The following is an 18,776-nucleotide window of genomic DNA, read 5'->3' on the forward strand; positions in this document are numbered from 1 at the left end:
GCGTCGGAGCGCGAACGCCGGCGCGGCGACGCAATGGATGACGGAATATGCGCGTAACGGTTGTGCCTCACAGGGTTAACGCAACGCTTCGAGAGCGAAGCGAGCGGACAAGAACTCCAAGGGGCCATCCATGCGCTCGGAAGTCATCGCCTTCTCCATCGCCGCGACCTGCGCGATCCTCATCGCAACGGCGCCCTACGCCCGTGGCACCCTGACCGAGGCCCCGTCCCGGGACGCCGGGACGCTGACCTGCACCCGCAACGCGGATCTCGGCCTCGTCGTCGGCCTCACGCCGGTGGCCGATTGCCGCTTCGTGCCGGCCGGTGGCGGCGCGGTGCAGACCTACCGGGCGATGTTCGAGCGCGGCGCCGCGCTGCCGGCGGACACCGTGGCGTGGCGCGTGATGACGGAGACCGGGACGAGCCGACCCGGCCAGCTCAACGGCCTGTTCACGGCGGCAATCGGCCTTGCCGAGGGGGCTCGGCACCGCCCCGCGCAGGACGCGGCCGTGGTGATCGACCTCAGGGGCGAGGGCGCCGTGCTCCGGCGCGTGGATCGCGGCGCGGCCGAGGCCGCCACGTTGCTCCCGCCGCGCCTGCGCCTCGCGGCGGACACGATGCCCGACCGAGCGGGCAACTGACGCAGCCGAGGCCGCCGGTACGGGACCGCCCCATCTGTTGATGGCCCCGGCCCCCGAAACGGCTCGTCAACCGTGCTGAGCGAGCATCACGGCTTCTCGCGCACGAGAGGCGCGCCATGGCATGTCTCGGCACGGACCGGCGGCGGACGGAGCGGACACCGGTCGATCTCCCAGCCTCGGTGGGCCTCGCGAACGGGCGGCGGCTGCCCTGCGCCGTGACCGATCTCTCGTCGATCGGCGCCCGGCTCGCCTTCGCCGAGATCGGCCTGCTCCCCGTCCGCTTCGTGCTGCGTCTGGGCGCCCTCGCGGCTCGCCCGGCCCGCCTCGTCTGGCGGCGCGGCCCGGAAATCGGCGTCGCCTTCGAGGTGCCCGACGCGGACCGGATCCCGCCGGCATCCGGCTGCGTATGAATTCGCACCCTTCGTGGACGCTCCCGCACCCTCGCAGTACTGTCCAAGACCTGATCGGCCGCGTTCAGGATCTTGAGATGTCCCGTGCCGCGCTCCTCCTGGTCTCGTTGTTGGCGCTGCCGGTTCCGGCCTCCGCCGACATGATCATCGACCAAGCCATGATCACGGGCGGGGAATTGCGGGTGAGCGGGCGCATCAACCCGGCCCACACTGCGACCGTCCTCCTCGACGACCGCAACACGATCGTGGCGGACAGGGAGGGGCGCTTCCTGTTCCGCCTGGCCTACCATCCGCCGAGCTGCATGGTGACGATCAAGGCGGGGCAGGATGTGCGGCAGGCCGTAATCGGCTTCTGCGGCCAGCGCGGGCCGGAGGGGCCGGGCACCGCCGCGCCGGCCGGCCAGCGCGCCGCCGTGCCGATGGTCCTTCCCGCGGCCATGCCGGGCGCGGCCCAGATCGGCGCGACGGGCGGCCCGCAGATCGGCCCCCAGGTCGGACCGCGCGGGCCGCAGGGGATCGCCGGTCCGCAAGGCCCGGAAGGTCCGCAGGGCGCGCGGGGCGAGGTGGGGCCGGCCGGCCCCGCAGGCATCACCGGTCCGGCCGGTCCGGCGGGTCCCGCCGGGCCCGCGGGTCCGCCCGGTCCCCAGGGCGAGGCAGGCCCCGCCGGACCGCCCGGACCGGCAGGGCCCCCCGGCACCGACGGCCGTGCCGGCGCCACCGTCGCGGCCTTGCGGGTGCAGACGACGAACTGCGCCGACGGCGGACGCTGCGTCGCCAGCTGCGGCGGGGACGAGTTCGCGGTGAACGGCACCTGCAGTGCGGGCGATCGGCCCGGCATGGACGAGAGCAGCATCTACTGCCTCTCGATGGGCACGAAGCCCGGCCCGATCACGGCCCGCGCCATCTGCGCCAAGAAGCAGATCCTCAGCGAGGCCGAGGCGCAGCCGACGCCCTTCGCGCAGACGGCGCGGGATAAGACCCGCCGGCCCTGACCGCTCCCTGAACCGGAGCCCATCGTCGGGTCGATCGAGGCTGGGCTTTTCCTGTCGGACGGGTTCCGGGGCGCCCGACACCTTGCAGTAACACAGCGCAAGGACGGACCGTCGGCTTGCAACTAGGTGATGATGGATCGCCACGCGGGGCGTGATGCCGCCGCGTCCTGGCGGCGCGCTCCCATCACCTCGCAAGCCGGCGGGCAGGATTCATGGCCTCAGCTTCCAACGCCGAGTTGGCTCCGCTCATCCGCAAGCTGGAGAGCATCGCCACGCTCTCGGACGAGGCGCGGCAGGCCGTCCATGCGCTGCCGATGGCCGTCCGCGTGGTGGAGCCGCGCCAGGACCTCGCCCGCGACAAGGACAAGCCCGCCCATTGCTGCGTCCTCCTGACGGGCTGGGCCTATCGCTACAAGCTCCTCGACGAGGGGCGGCGGCAGATCCTGTCCTTCCACGTTCCGGGCGACATCCCGGATCTGCAGAGCCTGCACCTGCACGTGATGGATCACAGCCTCGCCACCGTGACCCAGTGCCGGGTCGGCCTCATCCCGCACGAGGGCCTGCGCGCGCTGTGCCTCCGCTTTCCGGACGCGGCTTTCGCGCTCTGGCGCGACACGCTGATCGATGCGGCCATCTTCCGCGAGTGGATGATCGGGATCGGCCGCCGCAACGCCCACAGCCGGATCGCGCACATCTTCTGCGAAATGTACGTCAAGCTCCAGGCCGTGGGCCTCGCCGAGAACCATCGCTGCGCGTGGCCAGTCACGCAGACCGATCTCGGGGACGCGCTAGGCCTGTCGAACGTCCACGTGAACCGCGTGCTGCAGGATCTGCGCGCCCAGGGCCTGATCGGCCCGCAGGACAGGGACCTCGTCATTCTGGATTGGGACGCGCTCAGCGCCCTGGGCGAGTTCGACGAGACCTACCTCCACCTGGAGCGAAGGGCCGCTGCGTGAGCCTGCACCTCGAACCGATCCGCGTCGCGACGGGCAGCGGAGACGAGGAGGGCCGGCTCGTCCTGATGCAGGATCGTCTCGTCGCGGTGCTGGTGCGCCTCTCGGAGCAGCACGGTCCGGATGCGGGCCGATGGTTCCTGGAAGCGGGTCTCGGGCCGCTGGCAGGCCCGGACCAGCCGAGCTTCGCCGGCCTGGACGAGGCGCAAGACTGGATCCTGCGCCGCCTCGACGGGCTCCGCACCTGACCCGCCGCGGCGTCACTCCCGCATCACGTAGGTGTGGAAGCGGATGCGCCCGTCCGGGTCGACCTCGCGGTAGACGCCCTGGATCTCGGCCTCGAAACCCGGGAACAGGTTCGCCGCGCGCTCGAACATCTTGAAATAGTCGAGCATGGGCTTGGCCCGCGCGTCGAGCCTCTCGCCGGGCAGCACGGTGCCGATGCCGGGCGGGTAGACGAGCAGCAATGTCGTGGCGATCCGCCCCTCGGCCTCGCCGATCGGCACGTAGTCGACCTGGTTGCGGGTCAGCATCTGGGCGGCGGCCTTCGGGGGCAGCACCATCTCGGGCAGGTGCTCGGGCGCGAATTGCTTGCGCTGGAGGGCCGAGGTGCCCGCATCCCGGTGGAAGGCGTGGAACTCCGCGCAGAGGTCGCGCAGGCGCACGCCGCGGTAGCGCTGCGGCCGGCGGCGCACGAATTCGGGCATCGCCTCCTCGAGGGCCACGTTGTCGTCGTGCAGGCGCTTGAAGGCGACGAGCCCCGAGATCAGCGTGCCCGCCTTCGAGGATTCGACGCCGGGCGTCAGCAGGAAGAGGAGCGAGTTGAGGTCGTTCTTCTCCGGCACGATCCGGTTCTCGCGCAGGTATTGCGCGACGATCGGGGCCGGCACGCCGTGCTCGGCATAGGCGCCGGTCCGGCGGTCGAAGCCGGGGGTCAGCACCGTGAGCTTGTTCGGGTCCGTCATCGCGTAGCCGGGGCTCACGTGGCCGAAGCCGTGCCAGGCGGCGCCGGGGGCGAGTTCCCAGTGGCGCGGGTCGGCCGCGAGCTCGTCTGTCGAGAGGCTCTCCCAGGCGACCTCGCCCCCGTCCTGCCCTCGCACCACGTCCGGCACGAAGGGGTCGAAGAACCAGCGCTCGCGCGGGTCGCCGTCCCGCTTCTCCTCGAATTCGCGGCGGATGGCGCGCACCTTCTTGCGCCACTCGATGCCGAGGCGGATCGTGTCGTCCCAGAGCACCACGCCCGAGCGGCCCTTCATCATCTGGGCGCCGACGTCGAGGGAGGCGAAGAGAGGGTAGAAGGGCGAGGTCGAGGCGTGGACGAGGAAGCTCTCGTTCATCCGCCGGTGCTCGACGCGGCGGGTCTGGCCGCGGATGTGGCTGTCCCGGGTGTGGATCTGCGAGGCCTGGCTGAAGCTCGCCAGCTGCTTGTGGGTCGATTGCGTGGCGATGATGCCGGGGGAATCCGGCCCGAGACCCTTGAGCCCCATTGCGAAGCGGCCCGCGAAGAGCGGGTGGAACTTCATGAAGCCCGCCCAGGCCTCGTCGAACAGGATGTAGTCGCAGAGGTGGCCGATCCGCTCCAGGATCGCCTGCGCGTCGTAGATCGTGCCGTCATAGGTGCATTGCTCGATCACGGCGACGCGGAAGGGCCGCTCGCGCCGCCACGCCTCGCGGTCGGTGACGAGCGGGTTGGTGCGGATCTTCTCGCGGATCGCCCGCTCGTCGAGGGCTTCCGCGTAGATCGGGCCGATCAGCCCGTAGGCGTTGCGGTCGGTCTCGAGGAAGATCGGGATGCCGCCGCCGAGGAAGAGCGCGCCGTGATGCGCCGCCTTGTGGTTGTTGCGGTCGAACAGGACGAGGTCGCCCTCGGCGACGAGGGCCGAGAGCACGATCTTGTTCGAGGCGGAGGTGCCGTTGAGGACGAAGTAGGTCTTCTCCGCCCCGAAGATCTGCGCCGCCTCCTTCTGCGCCTTGAGGGCCGGCCCCTCGTGGGTCAGGAGGTCGCCGAGGTCGAGGACGGAATTGTCGAGATCGTCCCGGAAGATCGCCTCGCCGAGATGCTCGACGAAGATCCGCCCGATCGGCGAGCGGTTGTAGAAGATGCCGCCGTTGTGGCCGGGGCAGGTCCAGAGCTGGTTGCCCTTCTCGGCATAGTCGACGAGCGCGCCGAAGAACGGCGTCTTCAGGGTCTCTGCATATTGCTTCACCCGGGAGACGAGGCCGCGGGCGATGAATTCGGGGGTCTCTTCCGCGAGGAAGATGTAGCCGTCGATGAAGTCGAGGAGCTCGACGGGGATGTCCTCGAGCCGCTTGCGGCGGACCATGATGACGATCGGCATCTCCAGGCCGCGCTTGCGCATCATGTTGATGAGCGCGGCGGCCTTGCCGTCGAGGCCGCGCTTGCCCCAATCGACCACCATGCAGCCGATGGCGGCATCCGTCTGCACGGCGATGGCCGCGTCCTCGACGCGGCGGGCGCGCACCACCTCGAAGCCGCGGCCCTCCACCGCCGCCACGATCTGCTGCACGCGCACGCCCTCGAGATCGTCCGGATCGAAGGCCGGCGCGCACATGAGCACGGTGAAGCGGCGGTGGAAGTCCATGCGGAGGCGGGTCCCTCAAACGAGGCGCGCAGCCTCAGTGGCGTCCATGACGGGCGGATGACGCCGCGGGCCGGGGCTCAGACCTTCTCGGCCTCCTGCGCGAGCCGCATCGCCCGCAGCCGCTGCGTCCGCTCCTCGATCGCGCGCTGCTCGGCCTCATGGTCCTGCCACGCGGCGGCGCCCGCGATCTCGCGCTCCCGCTGCTTGGCAGCACGGGTCTCGGCGCGGTCCCGGGAGCCACTGTCGTTCGCCATCACGATTCCTTTCGGTTCGGTTGCGGGAGAGGAGAGATAGGGCGGAAACCCGGAAAGGCTCGGCCGAAGCGTCACGGTTCATGGCCGCGCACCCTGTCGGAACCCTTGTCCGGCGTGACGCCTTCACTCAATCGATGGTTGCAACGGAGACAGTCATGCAGAGGCAGGACGACGGCAGGCCGGCCCCGGATCCGCGCGTGGAGCGCGCGAAGGCGCAGGTCGCGCGGGACGGCGAGGCCGGGCCGCATTCTCCGCCGCCGGCAGGCGGGAGCGGCCGCGAGAGCCGCCCGAGCGGCGGCTACGAGAGTGGCCAGCGCGACGACGCACCGGCCAACCGGAAGGGCGGCTACGGGGCAGGCTGAGCCCGACGACGCGGGGGCCGCGCGGGTCCCCGCTCCCGCATCGGGAGAGGGGGCGCGTCGCACTGCCCGCGCGACGACCCTACCGCGCCGACGCATCCTCCCAGGCGCTGCCGTTCCACAGGCGCACCGTGACGGTCGCGAGGCCGTTCTCGATCGCGATGCGGTTGTAGGCGTTCGGCTCGTTGCCGCGCAGGCGCGTCGAGGTGGCGGAGCCGGCCTGCACGGCGAGAAGCCGGCCGTTCCCGCCCCGCATCCGGGTCCGGTCGACTTCCTCGTGGCCGCCCTCGCTGCCGTCGGCCACAGCGAAGCGGGCGTAGTGCCGGTGCAGGTGGCCGGCGAGCGTCAGCCCGACGCCGCAGCGCCGGAAGGCATCGAGCGCCTTGTCGGCGCGCCCGACGAGTCGGGCCTCCTCGTCCCAGGGCGGCGGCATGAAGGGGTGGTGGCCGACGACGATCTTGAACAGGTGCGCGGGCATGCGCCGCAGCCGCGCCTCGGCGGCGAGGATCTGCCAGCGGCGGATCTTGCCCTGCGACCAGTCGCGCTCGGGCGCCCAGGTCCGCACCGTGTTGAGGCAGACGATGCCGATCTCGTCGTCCTGAAAGACCGGCTCCGTCTCCGGCGCGATGAAGCGCTTGTAGCGCGAGAAGGGCCGGACGAAGCGTTGCACGAGGTGGTAGGGCGAGATGTCGTGGTTGCCGGGCACCGCGACCCAGGGCTCGGGCAGCCGGGCGAGGAAGGCCTGTGCCTCGGCGTATTCGCGGCGGCGCCCCGCCATCGTGAAGTCGCCGGAGATGATGGTGAGGTCGGGCCGGTCCGCATTCAGCTCGGCGACGAGACCCTCGACCACGGCCGGGTCGGTGCGGCCGAAATGAAGGTCCGAGATCTGGCTGATGCGTCTCATGGATGCTCCCGCTCGCCGGCCTCCGCGCGATCCGGCGGGACCATAACGAGGGAGCGCGCCGGAGGATGCGAGCGCGAGGCGCCCCCGCCTCGAGGCGCCTCGCCGCCATTCGTCCCGCGCAGGGTCGCCCGGGCGTCGAGGGCGGCTCACCCGGTCGGGAAGCGGCGGCTGAACCAATCCCGCAGCAAGTCCCGCTCGTAAGCGAGCGGGCCGCCGGAGAAGCGGGCATTGCCGGTCAGCAGGAAGTTGATGTCGGTGAGGGTCTCCTCGCCCTGCGCCAGGGGGCGGCCGCCGCGCCGCAGGGTGTAGGCGAGGCGGATGCGGGGCGGCGAGGAATCGCGCACCACCCGCAGGGCCTGCGTGGTGCCGAAGCCCGGCTGCTCGATGCCGGCGAGGTCGATGTCGAGGATCGCGAGGTCGAGGGTCTCGCCCGGCCGGAGATGGCGCCGCCCGAGATCCTGCAGGATGCGGGTCATCTCCGCGAGGGCGAGCCGCAGCGGCAGGCCGGAGCCGATCCGGTTCTCCGCGTCGGTGAAGCGCTCGGGCGCCACGTAGCGGACGCTCACCTGCGCGGCGGCCGGCCCGGTCAGTCCCGCAAGGAGGGCGAGGACGAGGGCGGCACGCCTCACTGCTTGCTGCGGTTGATCACGGCGAGCAGCGCGTGGGCGACGGGCTCGGTGACGTTGCGGCGGTACTTGCGATGGACGAGCTGCCCGTTGTGGTAGACGTCGTGCTCCACGTAGAGCCGCTCACCGTCCCAGCGGACGATGTTGTCCGTCTCTGTCGTCTCCTGCACGCCGAGATCGTCGCGCAGGATCGTGCTGCCGGTCGGGGTGAACATGCGGGTGTCCTCGGCCTGTCGACGGGTGTGATCACGCCCGCCGCACCATAGGCATCCGCGACATCCCGCGCCAGAGCGCAGGCGGGCAGAACTACTGGACCGTCACCTGATCCTTGATCCGGTCGTAGGTCGCGCGGCTGAGCACCCGCTTCGAGAGGAGCTGGTCGACCGAGGCGTAGGGCCGCTTCTGGATGATGGCCCGGCCGATCGCGCCGCCGCCGCGCAGGTGGTTCAGCTCCGCCAGCGAGCCGGTGTTGAGGTCGACGAGGTTCACGGCGCGCGGGGCAGCCTCCTCCGGAGCCGGGTCGGCGGCCTGCGGCTCTTCCACGGGGGCCGGGACCGGGAGTGCGGGCGGCGCCTCGGGCGCGAGGGGGCTCCCTGGAGCGGGTGGGCTCGCCGGTGCGGGCAATTGCGGCGCCGGGTCGAGGCCGGCCATCGGGCGGGGGGCGGGCGCCGGTGCCGGGGGCGCCTCGGGCTGCGCCGCCGGAGGGGCAGCTTGGGAGGGCGCGGCCTGTTGGGGCGCCGCTTGGCTCGGCACAGGCGCGGGACGCGTCTCGACGCGCCGTGCCGGCTTCGCGGGTGCGGTGACGGAGGCCTGCGGCGCCTCGGCTGGCTCCGTCCCGCGATAGGGCCAGACGTGCTGCACGAAGGCCGCGAGGGCGCCGGCGACGATGAGAAGCAACGAGACCCGCAGGACTGCCGATCCGCTGAGCATCGCTCCTCCTTGGGCCGTGCGGAATTCTCTTTTTATTAACATAGACCTATTCCCAGCCTGGGCAAATTGCGCAGGGCGTTGGCTCGTTCGCCGTCCGGGGGCCCGGGATCGACGGGCGGCAGGGGCGGCCCCATATGGTCGGCGCCGATGGACCTCCCCCTCCGCTCCTGGCTCGACCGGCGCCTCGGCGCCCTGCGCTACCTCCCGGCCCTGTTCCGCCAGGTGCGCGCCGCGAGCCCGCGCCTGTTCGCCCTCGGCCTCGGCGTGCGCCTCGTCCGTGCCTGCCTGCCCGTCTGCCTCCTCTACGTCGCCAAGCTCATCCTCGACGCGATCGTGGCCGAGCACGCCCGGCCCCGGCCGGTCCCGCTCGCCCTCGATGCGTGGCTCGCCGACCCGCACCTCGCGCGGCTCGCCGGGCTCGTCGCGCTGGAACTCGCCCTCGCGGTCGCGTCCGACCTGCTTGGCCGCACGGCCACGCTGCTCGACGGGCTGATCGCAGACCTTTACGGCAACGCTGCGACCGTCCGCCTGATGCGCCACGCGGCCGAACTCGACCTCGCGCAATTCGAGGACAGCGCGCAGCAGGACCAACTGGAGCGCGCCCGGCGGCAGGTGACGGGCCGGGCGAGCCTGATCGGGCAGGTGCTCGGCCAGGGGCAGGATCTCATCACCCTGGCCGCCTTCGCCGCGGGGCTCGCGGCCTTCACGCCCTGGCTGATCCTGCTCCTGGCCGCCGCCCTCGTGCCCGCCTTCCTCAACGAGATGCACTTCAACCGGCAGGGCTACCGGCTCGCCTGGACGCGCACGCCCGAGCGGCGGCAGCTCGACTACCTGCGCTACCTCGGGGCGAGCGTCGAGACCGCCAAGGAGGTGAAGCTGTTCGGCCTGAGCGGCTACCTCGTGGAGCGCCTCGAAGCGGTCTCGCGTCGCTTGATCGCCGACAATCGCGCCCTTCTGGTCCGCCGGACACTCTGGGGCGGCGCCTTCGCGGCCATGAGCGCGATCATCTATTACGGGGTCTATTTCGTGATCGTTTGGCGCACCGTCGCGGGCACGTTCTCGATCGGCGACCTCGCCTTCCTGGCGGGCTCCTTCCAGCGCCTGCGCGGCCTGATCGAGGGCCTGCTCCTCGGCTTCTCGCAGATCGCCGCGCAGGCCCAGTACCTCGAGGACCTGTTCTCCTTCTTCGAGATCCGCCCGGCGATCCGCTCGCCCGAGCACCCTCGGCCGGTGCCCGTGCCCATCACCCAGGGCCTCGTCTTCGAGGAGGTGGGCTTCCGCTATCCGGGCAGCCCGACCTGGGCGGTGCGCCACCTCAGCTTCCGCCTCGGCGCCGGCGAGGTGATCGCCCTCGTCGGCGAGAACGGTGCCGGAAAGACCACGATCGTCAAGCTGATGACCCGCCTCTACGATCCGAGCGAGGGCCGCATCCTGCTCGACGGGCAGCCGCTCTCGGCCTACGCCCTCGACGACCTGCGCGCCCGGATCGGCGTCATCTTCCAGGATTTCGTCCGCTTCGATTTCACCGCCGGGGAGAACGTGGCGGTCGGGCGGGTCGTCGACCGAGCGGACGAGGCCCGGATCCGTCGCGCCGCCGGGCGGAGCCTCGCCGATACCGTCATCGCCCGGCTGCCGCTCGGCTACGCGCAGCCCCTCGGCAAGCGCTTTGCGGAGGGCGTCGACCTGTCCGGCGGCGAGTGGCAGAAGATCGCGATCGCCCGGGCCTACATGCGGGAAGCCGAGATCCTGATCCTCGACGAGCCGACGGCCGCCCTCGACGCCCGGGCCGAGTTCGCCGTGTTCGAGCGTTTCCGGGAACTGACGCGGGGGCGCACCGCGGTGCTGATCTCGCACCGTTTCTCGACCGTGCGGATGGCCGACCGCATCCTCGTGCTCGAGGCGGGGCAGGTCCTCGAATCCGGCACCCACGCCGCGCTCCTGAGGCTCGGGGGCCGGTACGCCGAATTGTTCGAGCTGCAGGCGGCCGGCTACCGCTGAGGGGCGCGGCCGGCCCGAAGTTTGCCCCGATCGGGGAACAACCTATCTGAGACGCGCACCCGATTCCGGCCCGCGCCAGTTCAGGAGTTCGCATGACGCCGCGCCTCGCCTCCGCCTGCCTCGTCCTTCTCTCGACCGGCACTGCCTGGGCCGCCCCGGCCGCGCCCGCCGCTCAGGAGCCGCCGGCCAAGGCCGCGCCCGTCACGCTCGCGAGCCACCGCGCCGTCTACGACCTCACGCTCGCCTCCAGCGGCGGCACCCGCGCCGTCGAGAGCGCCCGCGGCCGCATCGTGATCGACTTCAAGGGCGACGCCTGCCGCGGCTACACGATGCAGACAAGGCAGGTGACGATGCTGGAGAGCGGCGAATCCGGCAGCCGGACCTCGGACCTGCGCAACACCACCTTCGAGAGCGGCGACGGCCACGATTTCCGCTTCAAGACGACGACCGTCCTGAACGGAGCCCCCGGAGCCTCCGTCGACGGCACGGCCGACGTGAAGGACGGGCTCAAGGTGCGGCTGAAGGAGCCCAAGCGCGACCAGTTCCAAGATCGCGACACGGTGCTGTTCCCGAGCCTGCACATGCGCCGGCTGATCGAGGCGGCGCGCGCCGGCCAGACCACGCTGTCCACCAAGGTGTTCGACGGCTCGGACGACGGCCGCAAGGTCTACGACACGCTGGCCGTGATCGGGCGGCAGGTGACCGCGCCGACGACCGCATCGGGCACCGAGCGCGACAAGCCTCTGCGGGAGGGCCCGATCTCCGCGGTGGCCCACTGGCCCGTGACGTTGAGCTACTTCACGCAAGGGGAGGGCGAGCGCACGCCGATCTACACGCTCACCTTCGATCTCTACGAGAACGGCGTCAGCGGCGCGCTCAAGCTCGATTACGGCGATTTCGCCATCAACGGCGACCTGACCCGCCTCGACATCGACAAGGTGCAGCCCGCCCCTTGCACGCCCTGATCGCGGCCCGGCGGGAGCCGGCGCGGGATCAGCCCTAGCCGGCGCGGTCGCCGTGCCCGCCCGGCGGCTCCCCGGTGCGGCCAGCGGAGGCGGACGCGACTGGCTCGGGTCGCGGCGCTGCGGTGAAGGCGAGGCCGCGCTGAATGACAGCCGCCCCGAATTTCTCGCGCACCCGGTCGAGAGCCGCCTCGCGGCGTGCGGTCTCGCGGACCGTCGCGTCGACGAGATCCCCCCGGTCGGCGTGGGCCGCGTTGCAGAGGTCGCCCGCGCCGATGCCGATGAGGCGGAAGGGCGTGCCGTCGCAGGATTCCCGCAGCATCGCCTCGCCCGCAGCGAAGAGCCGCGCGGCGAGCTGGGTCGGCGCGAGGCCGCCCCGGGTTCGGGTGCGCAGGGCGAAGCTCCGGTCCTTCAGCTTCAGGGTCACGCTCGCTCCAGCGAGGCCCGAGCGCTTCAGGCGCCCCGACACCTTCTCGCAGAGACGCCACAGGATCGGGCGCAGCTCCGCGAAGGCGGCGATGTCGGCCGAGAAGGTCGTCTCCGCCGAGACGCTCTTCGCCTCCCGCTGACTGCGCACGGGCCGCGCATCCTCGCCGCAGGCAAGCGCCAGGAGGCGCTCCGCGTCCCGGCCGATCGCGCCGTAGAGGCGGCGCGGATCTGTTCGAGCGAGGTCCCCGACGCGCGTGACGCCGAGATCGGCGAGGCGCGCGGCGGCCGAGCGGCCGATGCCGGGCAGGATCGTCACCGGCTTCTCGGCGAGGAACGCCTTCGCCTCGGTCCGACCCAGGACCGAGAAGCCCCGCGGCTTGTCGAGGTCGGAGGCGATCTTGGCGAGGAACTTGGCGTCGGACAGGCCGATCGAGACCGTGATCCCGATCTCGCGCTCGACGCGTGCGGCGAACCGGGCGAGCGTCACGGCGGGGCTCGCCCCGTGCAGGCGCTCGGTGCCCGCGAGGTCGAGGAAGGCCTCGTCGATCGAGACCGGCTCCACGGCGGGCGTCAGCGCCAGCATCATCGCCCGCACCTCGCGGCCGACCCGGGCGTATTTCTCCATGTTCGGCCGCAGCACCACCGCGTCGGGACAGGCCTTCATGGCCTGGAACATGGGCATGGCCGAGCGCACCCCGGAGATGCGCGCGATGTAGCAGGCCGTCGACACCACGCCGCGCCGGCCGCCGCCGATGATGAGCGGCCGGTCGCGCAGGCTCGGGTCGTCCCGCTTTTCCACAGCGGCGTAGAAGGCGTCGCAATCGACGTGAGCGATGGTGAGCCGGTCCCGCTCCGGGTGCACCAGGAGCCGCGGCGAGCCGCAGGATCCGCAGCGGCGGGTTCCCGCCTCCTGCGTAGCCAGGCAGTCGCGGCAGATCGGCCGCATCAGAACGCGTCGGGGGCCTGCGGCGACAGGCGCTGCCAGGCGGCCGCGATCGTCTCGGGCTTCCGGTCGAGGTCGCGCGCGCAGGCGAGAAGGAGAGCCTCGTCGCCCATCACATGATCGAGAACGCCCGCGAGGAATCCCGGGTCGCGGGCGCTTGCCCGGAGGTTGTCCGCGCTCAGTCCGCTCGCGTTCAGGAAGGGATAGAGGCGCTCCTCGTCACCGGCGAGCCAGCCGAGAACCGCCACGGCCACCGCCTCGGCGGAATCATCCTCTTGAACGGATTTGCGTTTCATCAACATGTGTCACTTACAAAGCCATGAGACGGACGAAGAGTCCGTAAACTAATGAGCCGCCAGCGCACCGGGAACAATGGGCCATGACGAAGACGGTGCTCATCGTTGAGGACAACGAGCTCAACATGAAGCTCTTCAACGATCTCCTGGAGGCGCATGGCTACGCGACGCTCAAGACCGCCAACGGGATCGAGGCGATCGAGCTCGCGCGCAAGCACCACCCCGACCTGATCCTGATGGACATCCAGCTCCCCGAGGTCTCGGGCCTGGAGGTGACCAAGTGGCTCAAGGAGGACGACGACCTCAAGGATATCCCCGTCATCGCCATCACGGCCTTCGCCATGAAAGGAGACGAGGAGCGCATTCGCGAGGGCGGATGCGAGGCTTACCTGTCGAAGCCCATCTCCGTCGCGAAGTTTTTGGCAACGGTTCGGACGTATCTTGGTGAGGGCCGCTGAGTCTCGGCGGAACATCTGTACTCGCTAAGCGTGTCAGAAATCCAGTTGCACAACTTCAGCGAGAGGGTCGATGTCGGCTCGGGTCCTGATCGTCGATGACCTGTTCCCGAACGTGAAGCTTCTCGAAACGAAGCTCGCGCTGGAATATTTCGACGTGCTGGCCGCGATGAACGGTCCGGACGCGATCGCGATCTGCGAGCAGGGGCTGTGCGACATCGTCCTCCTCGACGTGATGATGCCGGGAATGGACGGCTTCGAGGTCTGCCGGCACCTGAAGAACAATCCGGTCACCGCCCACCTGCCGGTCGTCATGGTCACGGCTCTCGACCAGCCCTCCGACCGTCTGCGCGGCCTCGATGCGGGGGCCGACGATTTCCTGACGAAGCCGATCGACGACACCGCCCTGTTCACCCGTGTCCGCAGCCTCGTGCGCCTGAAGGCCGTGACGGACGAGTTGCGCAGCCGCGCCATGGCCTCGCGCGATTTCGGCATGGGCGATCCGCTCGCGCTCGCGACTGCCGAGACCGGACTGAACGCGAATGTCCTCCTCGTGGAGGATCGTCCGGGCGCGGCCGAACGCATGGCCTCAGCGATCGGCCAGCACCACGCCGTGATGGTCGAGGCGGACCCGCACCGCGCCCTGCTGCTGGCCACCGAGGGCGCCTACGATGCGATCCTCGTCAGCCTCGATCTCGACGGCTCGGACGGGCTGCGCCTGTGCAGCCAGTTGCGCTCCCTCGACCGCACCCGCAACGTGCCGCTGATCATGATGGCCGAGCCGCACGAGCGGGCGCGCATCGTGCGCGGGCTCGATTTCGGCGTGCACGATTACCTGCTGCGGCCGATCGACCGGAACGAGCTGCTCGCGCGGGTGCGCACGCAGGTCCGCCGCAAGCGCTTCTCCGAGGTCCTGCGGGGCGCGGTCCACGCCTCGATGGAGCTCGCGATCACCGATGGGCTGACGGGCCTGCACAATCGCCGATACCTCGACAGCCATCTGGGCGCCCTGTTCGGCGACGCGGCGTTCCGCCAGCGGCCGATGGCGGCCCTGATCCTCGACATCGACCGCTTCAAGGCGATCAACGACACCTACGGCCACGAAGCGGGCGACGAGGTCCTGCGCACCTTCGCGGAGCGCCTGCGGACGCACACGCGCAACATCGATATCGTCGCCCGCTACGGCGGCGAGGAGGTGGTGATCGTGCTGCCGGATGCGGGTCTCGCCGAGGCGCAGGCCATTGCGGAGCGCATCCGGGAGCGGGTGGAGGCGCTGCCTTTCGCGATCCAGCGCGCCACCCGCAGCGTCTCCGTGACGGTCTCGATCGGCGTCGCCGTGCGCGAGCCCGCGGACGCGACGCCGGGCGACATGCTGAAGCGGGCCGATCTCGCCCTCTACCGCGCCAAGGCGGCCGGGCGGAACCGCGTCGAGGCGCAGGCGGCCTGAGGCCGCCAGCGCCCCGTCCTCGGCGGGACGGCGGCCTCAGGTATATTCGTAGGCCCGCTCGCCGTGGCTCGCGATGTCGAGCCCTTCGTATTCCGCCTCCGCGTCGACTCGCAGCGGCGTCACCGCGCCGAGCAGCCGGGTCAGTCCGAAGGTGACGACGAGGGACCACAGGGCCGTCACCCCGATCGCCAGAGCCTGCACCCCGAGCTGGCGCAGGACCGTGCCGCCCTCGCCGAGGCCGGCCCCGCCCAGTTCGGGCAGGGCGAAGACCGCGAGCAGCAGCGAGCCCAGCATGCCGCCGACCCCGTGCACGGCAAAGACGTCGAGGGAATCGTCGATGGCGAGCCGCTGCTTCACGAACAGCGTCGCGTAGAAGCAGACGAGGCCACCCGCGGTCCCGATGACCATCGCCGCGCCGGGCGAGACGAAGCCCGCCGCCGGCGTGATCGTGGCGAGGCCCGCGATGCAGCCGGTGACGATGCCGATCGAGGTCGGCTTGCGGATCTTCACCCACTCCGCCGCCGTCCAGGCCAGAGCCCCGGCTGCCGCCGAGAGGTGCGTGGCCAGGATCGCGTTCGCCGCGCTGCCGTCCGCGGAGAGGGCGCTGCCGCCGTTGAAGCCGAACCAGCCGACCCAGAGCATGCCCGCTCCCGTCATGGTCATGCCGGGGCTGTGCGGCGGCAGCAGCGTCGCGGGGAAGCCCCGGCGTTTGCCCACCATCACCGCGAGCAGAAGCGCCGAGACGCCCGCCGTCGTGTGGACGACGATGCCGCCGGCGAAATCCAGGGTGCCGAGGCCCGCGAGCCAGCCGCCGCCCCAGATCCAGTGGGCGACGGGCACGTAGACGAGCATCAGCCAGAGCGCCGAGAACAGCGCCACGAACGGAAAGGCGACCCGCTCGGGGAAAGCGCCGATGATGAGCGCCGGCGTGATCACCGCGAAGGTCATCTGGTAGAGCGCGAACACGCTCTCCGGCAGGAGGGTAGGCGCCCGCACCGCGTCGAGATGGGCGAGGAAGGCCTTGTTGAGGGTGCCGATCAGCGGTCCCCCGCCGTCGAAGGCGAGGCTGTAGCCGCAGATCGCCCACAGCAGCGAGGCGATGCAGCAGATCGCGAAGCACTGCATCAGCACGGAGAGGACGTTCCGTGCCTGGACGAGGCCTCCGTAGAACAGGGCGAGGCCGGGCAGGGTCATGAACAGGACGAGGGCGGAGGCGGTGAGGATCCAGGCGACCTGACCGCTGTCGATCGAGCCTGCGGCGGCGAAGCTCGGGCTCGTGAATAAAAGGGGCAGCGCGAGGCCGGGAAGCCCGCGTCGGACGAGGAAGTGCATGAAGGGCCTCTCGGTCGGCAACCCTGCCGCTCGATGCGGCGTGGTGCCTTTCTGGTGTGCAATCAGTGCCGGTTGGACAGGCAGGATTCGTTGGTGTTCAGGTGATGCAGCGATCGGAGGGAGGGCCGGGTGTCACAGAGCCGTCTGACCGAGTCTGTGAGCGCGACGGCATCTGCACAGGAAGCAATCATCTTGCCGAATCCTGTGGCAGTATTGCATCGCAGGATGCCAATCTGCCCGGATCGCCGGCATCTACCTGCCCGGCCATGATTTCTCGCCGGCACCTTCGCGGGCCGGGGCAGGCGTGTGTGGCAGATTGTCGATCCGCATCGAACCCTGGTCCGGCGGCGCTACCTCGTGCTCGTTCTTCTTGCGAGCACCAGCCCCTTGCCGAAGCCCATCAGCGACTACGCCATCGTCGGCGACACCCACGCGAACGCTTTGATCGCGCGCGACGGCTCCGTCGACTGGCTATGCTGGCCACGCCACGACTCACCGGCCTTGTTCCTGCGCCTGCTCGACGACGTGAAGGGAGGTGCCTGCACCCTGGACCTCGACGGCCGCTCCGAAATCGGGCGCCGCTACCTGCCGGGCACCAACGTCCTGGAGACGAGCTTCGCGACAGTGACCGGTAGCGCCCGCCTGACCGATCTGATGCCGGTGAACCCGCCTGCGGCCGAGCCCGACGAGGGTCCCGACGGCGAGGGACAGAGTCGGCTGATCCGCCTGCTGACCTGTGACGAGGGCAGGGTCAGTGGCCGCTTCACCGTGCGCCCGACCTTCGACTACGCTCGCCGCTCCTGCACGCCGCGGCCGGAGGCCGGCACCGTCCTGTTCGAGGCCGGTGACCAGCGCCTGCGGGCGAGCGCGTCGCACCCGATCGCCGTGCGCGGCGAGGCGGCGGATTGCACCTTCACGCTCTCGGCCGGCGAGACGCTCTACCTCATCCTCACGCACGGCGAGGACGGGCAGGCAGCCGCGATCGAGGATCTCGAGGGCGCGCGCGGCTGCCTCGACCGGACGGTCGATTACTGGACCCGGTGGAGCGACCGCTGCACCTACCGCGGCCCCTATCGGGAGGCGGTGCTGCGCTCGGCGCTGTGCCTCAAGCTCCTCACCTACGCGCCGAGCGGGGCCATCGTCGCCGCCGCGACCGCAGGCCTGCCGGAAGCGGTGCCGGGCAACCGCAATTACGATTACCGCTTCACCTGGATGCGGGACGCGAGCTTCACCGTCACCGCCTTCGTAATGCTCGGCTACGTGCGCGAGGCCGCCGAGTTCCTGCGCTTCCTGCGCGAGGCCGACGGGAGCTTCGGGCGCCACACCCGCCTCCTCTACGGCATCGCCGGCAAGCCGCCGCCGGAGGAGCCGTTGCACCATCTCTCGGGCTGGCGGAACGTCGGTCCGGTGCTGATCGGCAACGCCGCGATCCTTCAGCAACAGCACGACATCTACGGCGAGCTGATGCGTGCCCTGTGCGGATTCCTGGAGGCCGTGAACTACGATCCGCCCGAGAAGGTGAACGACCGCCTGCCCGAGGTGCTCGACAACCTCACGGCCCGGGCGCTCGCCTGTCGCGACGAACCGGACCACGGCATCTGGGAGTTGCGGACGGAGCAGCGCCACCAGACACACACCAAGGCAATGATCTGGGTGGCGCTCGACAACGCGGCACGGATCGGGCGCAACATCGAGGGCGTCCCGGCGGAGAAGATCGCCGCCTGGGAGGCGGCTGCCGCGGAGATCCGGGCGGATTACCTCGACCGTGCCTGGAACGAGGAGAAGCAGGCCTTCGTCGGTACCTACGAGACGGGCGACCTCGACGCGGCCGTGATGCGGGTCGTCCTGTTCGGAGCGATCGACGCCGACGATCCGCGCATGCTCTCGACGCTCGCCGCGATCGAGCGCGAACTCGGAGAGGGGGACCTGATCTACCGCTACCGGATGCCCGACGGGTTGGAGGGGCGCGAGGCGACCTTCACGCCCTGCGCCTTCTGGCGCGTCAGCTGCCTCGCGCTCGCGGGCCGCACCGACAGGGCGAAGGCGATCTTCGAGCGCCTGATCGCTCGCGGCAACGATGTCGGGCTGTTCGCGGAGGAGATTGACGCGGCGAGCGGCGAGCAGCGCGGGAACACGCCTCAGGGCTTCACGCACATGGCGCTGATCAACGCCGCGATCCGCCTCGAGACCTGCATCGCGCGCTTCGGCCTGCGCGAGACGCCGGACGGCGTGTAGCCTCGCCG

The 18,776-nt window shown here is 70.8% G+C and carries 20 protein-coding genes; 11 read left to right on the forward strand and 9 right to left on the reverse strand.

Translation table 11 applies throughout. The annotated features are described in order from the left end of the window. Positions 1-130: 130 nt before the first annotated feature. The 5 genes from J2X36_RS16635 to J2X36_RS16655 all read left to right on the forward strand — a co-directional run bounded on the left by J2X36_RS16635 (position 131) and on the right by J2X36_RS16655 (position 3,243). Positions 131-640, forward strand: a complete 510-nt coding sequence (locus J2X36_RS16635; protein ID WP_310351704.1) for a DUF992 domain-containing protein — start codon at positions 131-133, stop codon at positions 638-640. A 116-nt stretch (positions 641-756) separates the two neighbouring features. Beyond that, positions 757-1,050: a PilZ domain-containing protein gene (locus J2X36_RS16640; RefSeq protein WP_132251242.1), complete on the forward strand. Its 294-nt coding sequence runs from the start codon at positions 757-759 to the stop codon at positions 1,048-1,050. Between the two features lie 77 nt (positions 1,051-1,127). Further along, positions 1,128-2,042 (forward strand): collagen-like protein, encoded by a 915-nt coding sequence (locus J2X36_RS16645; protein WP_310351709.1) that lies wholly within the window; start codon positions 1,128-1,130, stop codon positions 2,040-2,042. Between the two features lie 212 nt (positions 2,043-2,254). Then, positions 2,255-2,998, forward strand: coding sequence for a Crp/Fnr family transcriptional regulator (locus J2X36_RS16650; RefSeq protein WP_132249922.1), 744 nt, complete (start codon positions 2,255-2,257; stop codon positions 2,996-2,998). Beyond that, on the forward strand, positions 2,995-3,243 hold the full coding sequence (locus J2X36_RS16655; protein WP_310351713.1) for a hypothetical protein: 249 nt from the start codon (positions 2,995-2,997) through the stop codon (positions 3,241-3,243). Before J2X36_RS16650 ends, J2X36_RS16655 begins: the two co-directional genes overlap by 4 nt. 12 nt (positions 3,244-3,255) lie before the next feature. Here J2X36_RS16655 and J2X36_RS16660 read toward each other — a convergent pair whose 3' ends face one another. Together J2X36_RS16660 and J2X36_RS16665 are read right to left on the reverse strand one after the other, a co-directional pair. Then, positions 3,256-5,598 (reverse strand): Orn/Lys/Arg decarboxylase N-terminal domain-containing protein, encoded by a 2,343-nt coding sequence (locus J2X36_RS16660; protein WP_132249918.1) that lies wholly within the window; start codon positions 5,596-5,598, stop codon positions 3,256-3,258. 77 nt (positions 5,599-5,675) lie between these two features. Continuing rightward, entirely contained in the window at positions 5,676-5,852 is a 177-nt protein-coding gene (locus J2X36_RS16665; protein WP_245516390.1) for a hypothetical protein, read from the reverse strand. Positions 5,853-6,007: 155 nt separating this feature from the next. Between J2X36_RS16665 and J2X36_RS16670 the strand changes: the two genes are divergently transcribed. After that, positions 6,008-6,214: a hypothetical protein gene (locus J2X36_RS16670; protein ID WP_132249914.1), complete on the forward strand. Its 207-nt coding sequence runs from the start codon at positions 6,008-6,010 to the stop codon at positions 6,212-6,214. Positions 6,215-6,293: 79 nt separating this feature from the next. Here J2X36_RS16670 and J2X36_RS16675 read toward each other — a convergent pair whose 3' ends face one another. From J2X36_RS16675 to J2X36_RS16690, 4 genes are all read right to left on the reverse strand, one after another. Then, the gene (locus J2X36_RS16675) at positions 6,294-7,115 is read right to left on the reverse strand and encodes a metallophosphoesterase (protein WP_132249912.1); all 822 of its coding nucleotides are present in this window, start codon (positions 7,113-7,115) and stop codon (positions 6,294-6,296) included. 146 nt (positions 7,116-7,261) lie between these two features. After that, positions 7,262-7,744, reverse strand: a complete 483-nt coding sequence (locus J2X36_RS16680; protein ID WP_310351723.1) for a DUF3016 domain-containing protein — start codon at positions 7,742-7,744, stop codon at positions 7,262-7,264. Next, complete coding sequence (locus J2X36_RS16685) at positions 7,741-7,956, reverse strand: hypothetical protein (protein WP_132249908.1); 216 nt, start codon at positions 7,954-7,956, stop codon at positions 7,741-7,743. Before J2X36_RS16685 ends, J2X36_RS16680 begins: the two co-directional genes overlap by 4 nt. Before the next feature lie 91 nt (positions 7,957-8,047). After that, positions 8,048-8,671 (reverse strand): helix-hairpin-helix domain-containing protein, encoded by a 624-nt coding sequence (locus J2X36_RS16690; RefSeq protein WP_310351726.1) that lies wholly within the window; start codon positions 8,669-8,671, stop codon positions 8,048-8,050. A gap of 147 nt (positions 8,672-8,818) precedes the next feature. Between J2X36_RS16690 and J2X36_RS16695 the strand changes: the two genes are divergently transcribed. Both J2X36_RS16695 and J2X36_RS16700 read left to right on the forward strand, forming a co-directional pair. Then, positions 8,819-10,669 (forward strand): ABC transporter ATP-binding protein, encoded by a 1,851-nt coding sequence (locus tag J2X36_RS16695; RefSeq protein ID WP_310351728.1) that lies wholly within the window; start codon positions 8,819-8,821, stop codon positions 10,667-10,669. A gap of 92 nt (positions 10,670-10,761) precedes the next feature. Next, the gene (locus J2X36_RS16700) at positions 10,762-11,634 is read left to right on the forward strand and encodes a cell envelope integrity EipB family protein (RefSeq protein ID WP_310351731.1); all 873 of its coding nucleotides are present in this window, start codon (positions 10,762-10,764) and stop codon (positions 11,632-11,634) included. 34 nt (positions 11,635-11,668) lie between these two features. Here J2X36_RS16700 and J2X36_RS16705 read toward each other — a convergent pair whose 3' ends face one another. Both J2X36_RS16705 and J2X36_RS16710 read right to left on the reverse strand, forming a co-directional pair. Further along, a complete protein-coding gene (locus tag J2X36_RS16705) occupies positions 11,669-13,006 on the reverse strand; it encodes a DNA polymerase IV (protein WP_310351733.1) in 1,338 nt (445 codons plus the stop codon). Continuing rightward, positions 13,006-13,299: a DUF3572 domain-containing protein gene (locus J2X36_RS16710; RefSeq protein WP_132249898.1), complete on the reverse strand. Its 294-nt coding sequence runs from the start codon at positions 13,297-13,299 to the stop codon at positions 13,006-13,008. Before J2X36_RS16710 ends, J2X36_RS16705 begins: the two co-directional genes overlap by 1 nt. Before the next feature lie 83 nt (positions 13,300-13,382). On the opposite strand from J2X36_RS16710, the gene J2X36_RS16715 reads away from it, so the two are divergent. Together J2X36_RS16715 and J2X36_RS16720 are read left to right on the forward strand one after the other, a co-directional pair. Continuing rightward, on the forward strand, positions 13,383-13,757 hold the full coding sequence (locus J2X36_RS16715) for a response regulator (protein ID WP_132249896.1): 375 nt from the start codon (positions 13,383-13,385) through the stop codon (positions 13,755-13,757). Between the two features lie 70 nt (positions 13,758-13,827). Beyond that, complete coding sequence (locus J2X36_RS16720; protein WP_310351739.1) at positions 13,828-15,201, forward strand: PleD family two-component system response regulator; 1,374 nt, start codon at positions 13,828-13,830, stop codon at positions 15,199-15,201. A 36-nt stretch (positions 15,202-15,237) separates the two neighbouring features. On the opposite strand, the gene J2X36_RS16725 is transcribed toward J2X36_RS16720, so the two are convergent. Further along, positions 15,238-16,533, reverse strand: coding sequence for an ammonium transporter (locus J2X36_RS16725; protein WP_132249892.1), 1,296 nt, complete (start codon positions 16,531-16,533; stop codon positions 15,238-15,240). Positions 16,534-16,920: 387 nt separating this feature from the next. On the opposite strand from J2X36_RS16725, the gene J2X36_RS16730 reads away from it, so the two are divergent. Then, positions 16,921-18,768: a glycoside hydrolase family 15 protein gene (locus J2X36_RS16730; RefSeq protein ID WP_310351741.1), complete on the forward strand. Its 1,848-nt coding sequence runs from the start codon at positions 16,921-16,923 to the stop codon at positions 18,766-18,768. Positions 18,769-18,776: the final 8 nt, after the last annotated feature.

The organism is Methylobacterium sp. BE186 (assembly GCF_031457035.1).
Taxonomy (GTDB): Bacteria; Pseudomonadota; Alphaproteobacteria; order Rhizobiales; family Beijerinckiaceae; genus Methylobacterium; species Methylobacterium segetis.

Bases quoted from the DNA above. Each gene is read 5' to 3' on its own strand.
- J2X36_RS16635 (WP_310351704.1), top strand. From the start codon at position 131: ATGCGCTCGGAAGTCATCGCCTTCTCCATCGCCGCGACCTGCGCGATC.
- J2X36_RS16640 (WP_132251242.1), top strand. From the start codon at position 757: ATGGCATGTCTCGGCACGGACCGGCGGCGGACGGAGCGGACACCGGTC.
- J2X36_RS16645 (WP_310351709.1), top strand. From the start codon at position 1,128: ATGTCCCGTGCCGCGCTCCTCCTGGTCTCGTTGTTGGCGCTGCCGGTT.
- J2X36_RS16650 (WP_132249922.1), top strand. From the start codon at position 2,255: ATGGCCTCAGCTTCCAACGCCGAGTTGGCTCCGCTCATCCGCAAGCTG.
- J2X36_RS16660 (WP_132249918.1), bottom strand. From the start codon at position 5,598: ATGGACTTCCACCGCCGCTTCACCGTGCTCATGTGCGCGCCGGCCTTC.
- J2X36_RS16665 (WP_245516390.1), bottom strand. From the start codon at position 5,852: ATGGCGAACGACAGTGGCTCCCGGGACCGCGCCGAGACCCGTGCTGCC.
- J2X36_RS16670 (WP_132249914.1), top strand. From the start codon at position 6,008: ATGCAGAGGCAGGACGACGGCAGGCCGGCCCCGGATCCGCGCGTGGAG.
- J2X36_RS16675 (WP_132249912.1), bottom strand. From the start codon at position 7,115: ATGAGACGCATCAGCCAGATCTCGGACCTTCATTTCGGCCGCACCGAC.
- J2X36_RS16685 (WP_132249908.1), bottom strand. From the start codon at position 7,956: ATGTTCACCCCGACCGGCAGCACGATCCTGCGCGACGATCTCGGCGTG.
- J2X36_RS16690 (WP_310351726.1), bottom strand. From the start codon at position 8,671: ATGCTCAGCGGATCGGCAGTCCTGCGGGTCTCGTTGCTTCTCATCGTC.
- J2X36_RS16695 (WP_310351728.1), top strand. From the start codon at position 8,819: ATGGACCTCCCCCTCCGCTCCTGGCTCGACCGGCGCCTCGGCGCCCTG.
- J2X36_RS16700 (WP_310351731.1), top strand. From the start codon at position 10,762: ATGACGCCGCGCCTCGCCTCCGCCTGCCTCGTCCTTCTCTCGACCGGC.
- J2X36_RS16705 (WP_310351733.1), bottom strand. From the start codon at position 13,006: ATGCGGCCGATCTGCCGCGACTGCCTGGCTACGCAGGAGGCGGGAACC.
- J2X36_RS16710 (WP_132249898.1), bottom strand. From the start codon at position 13,299: ATGAAACGCAAATCCGTTCAAGAGGATGATTCCGCCGAGGCGGTGGCC.
- J2X36_RS16715 (WP_132249896.1), top strand. From the start codon at position 13,383: ATGACGAAGACGGTGCTCATCGTTGAGGACAACGAGCTCAACATGAAG.
- J2X36_RS16720 (WP_310351739.1), top strand. From the start codon at position 13,828: ATGTCGGCTCGGGTCCTGATCGTCGATGACCTGTTCCCGAACGTGAAG.
- J2X36_RS16725 (WP_132249892.1), bottom strand. From the start codon at position 16,533: ATGCACTTCCTCGTCCGACGCGGGCTTCCCGGCCTCGCGCTGCCCCTT.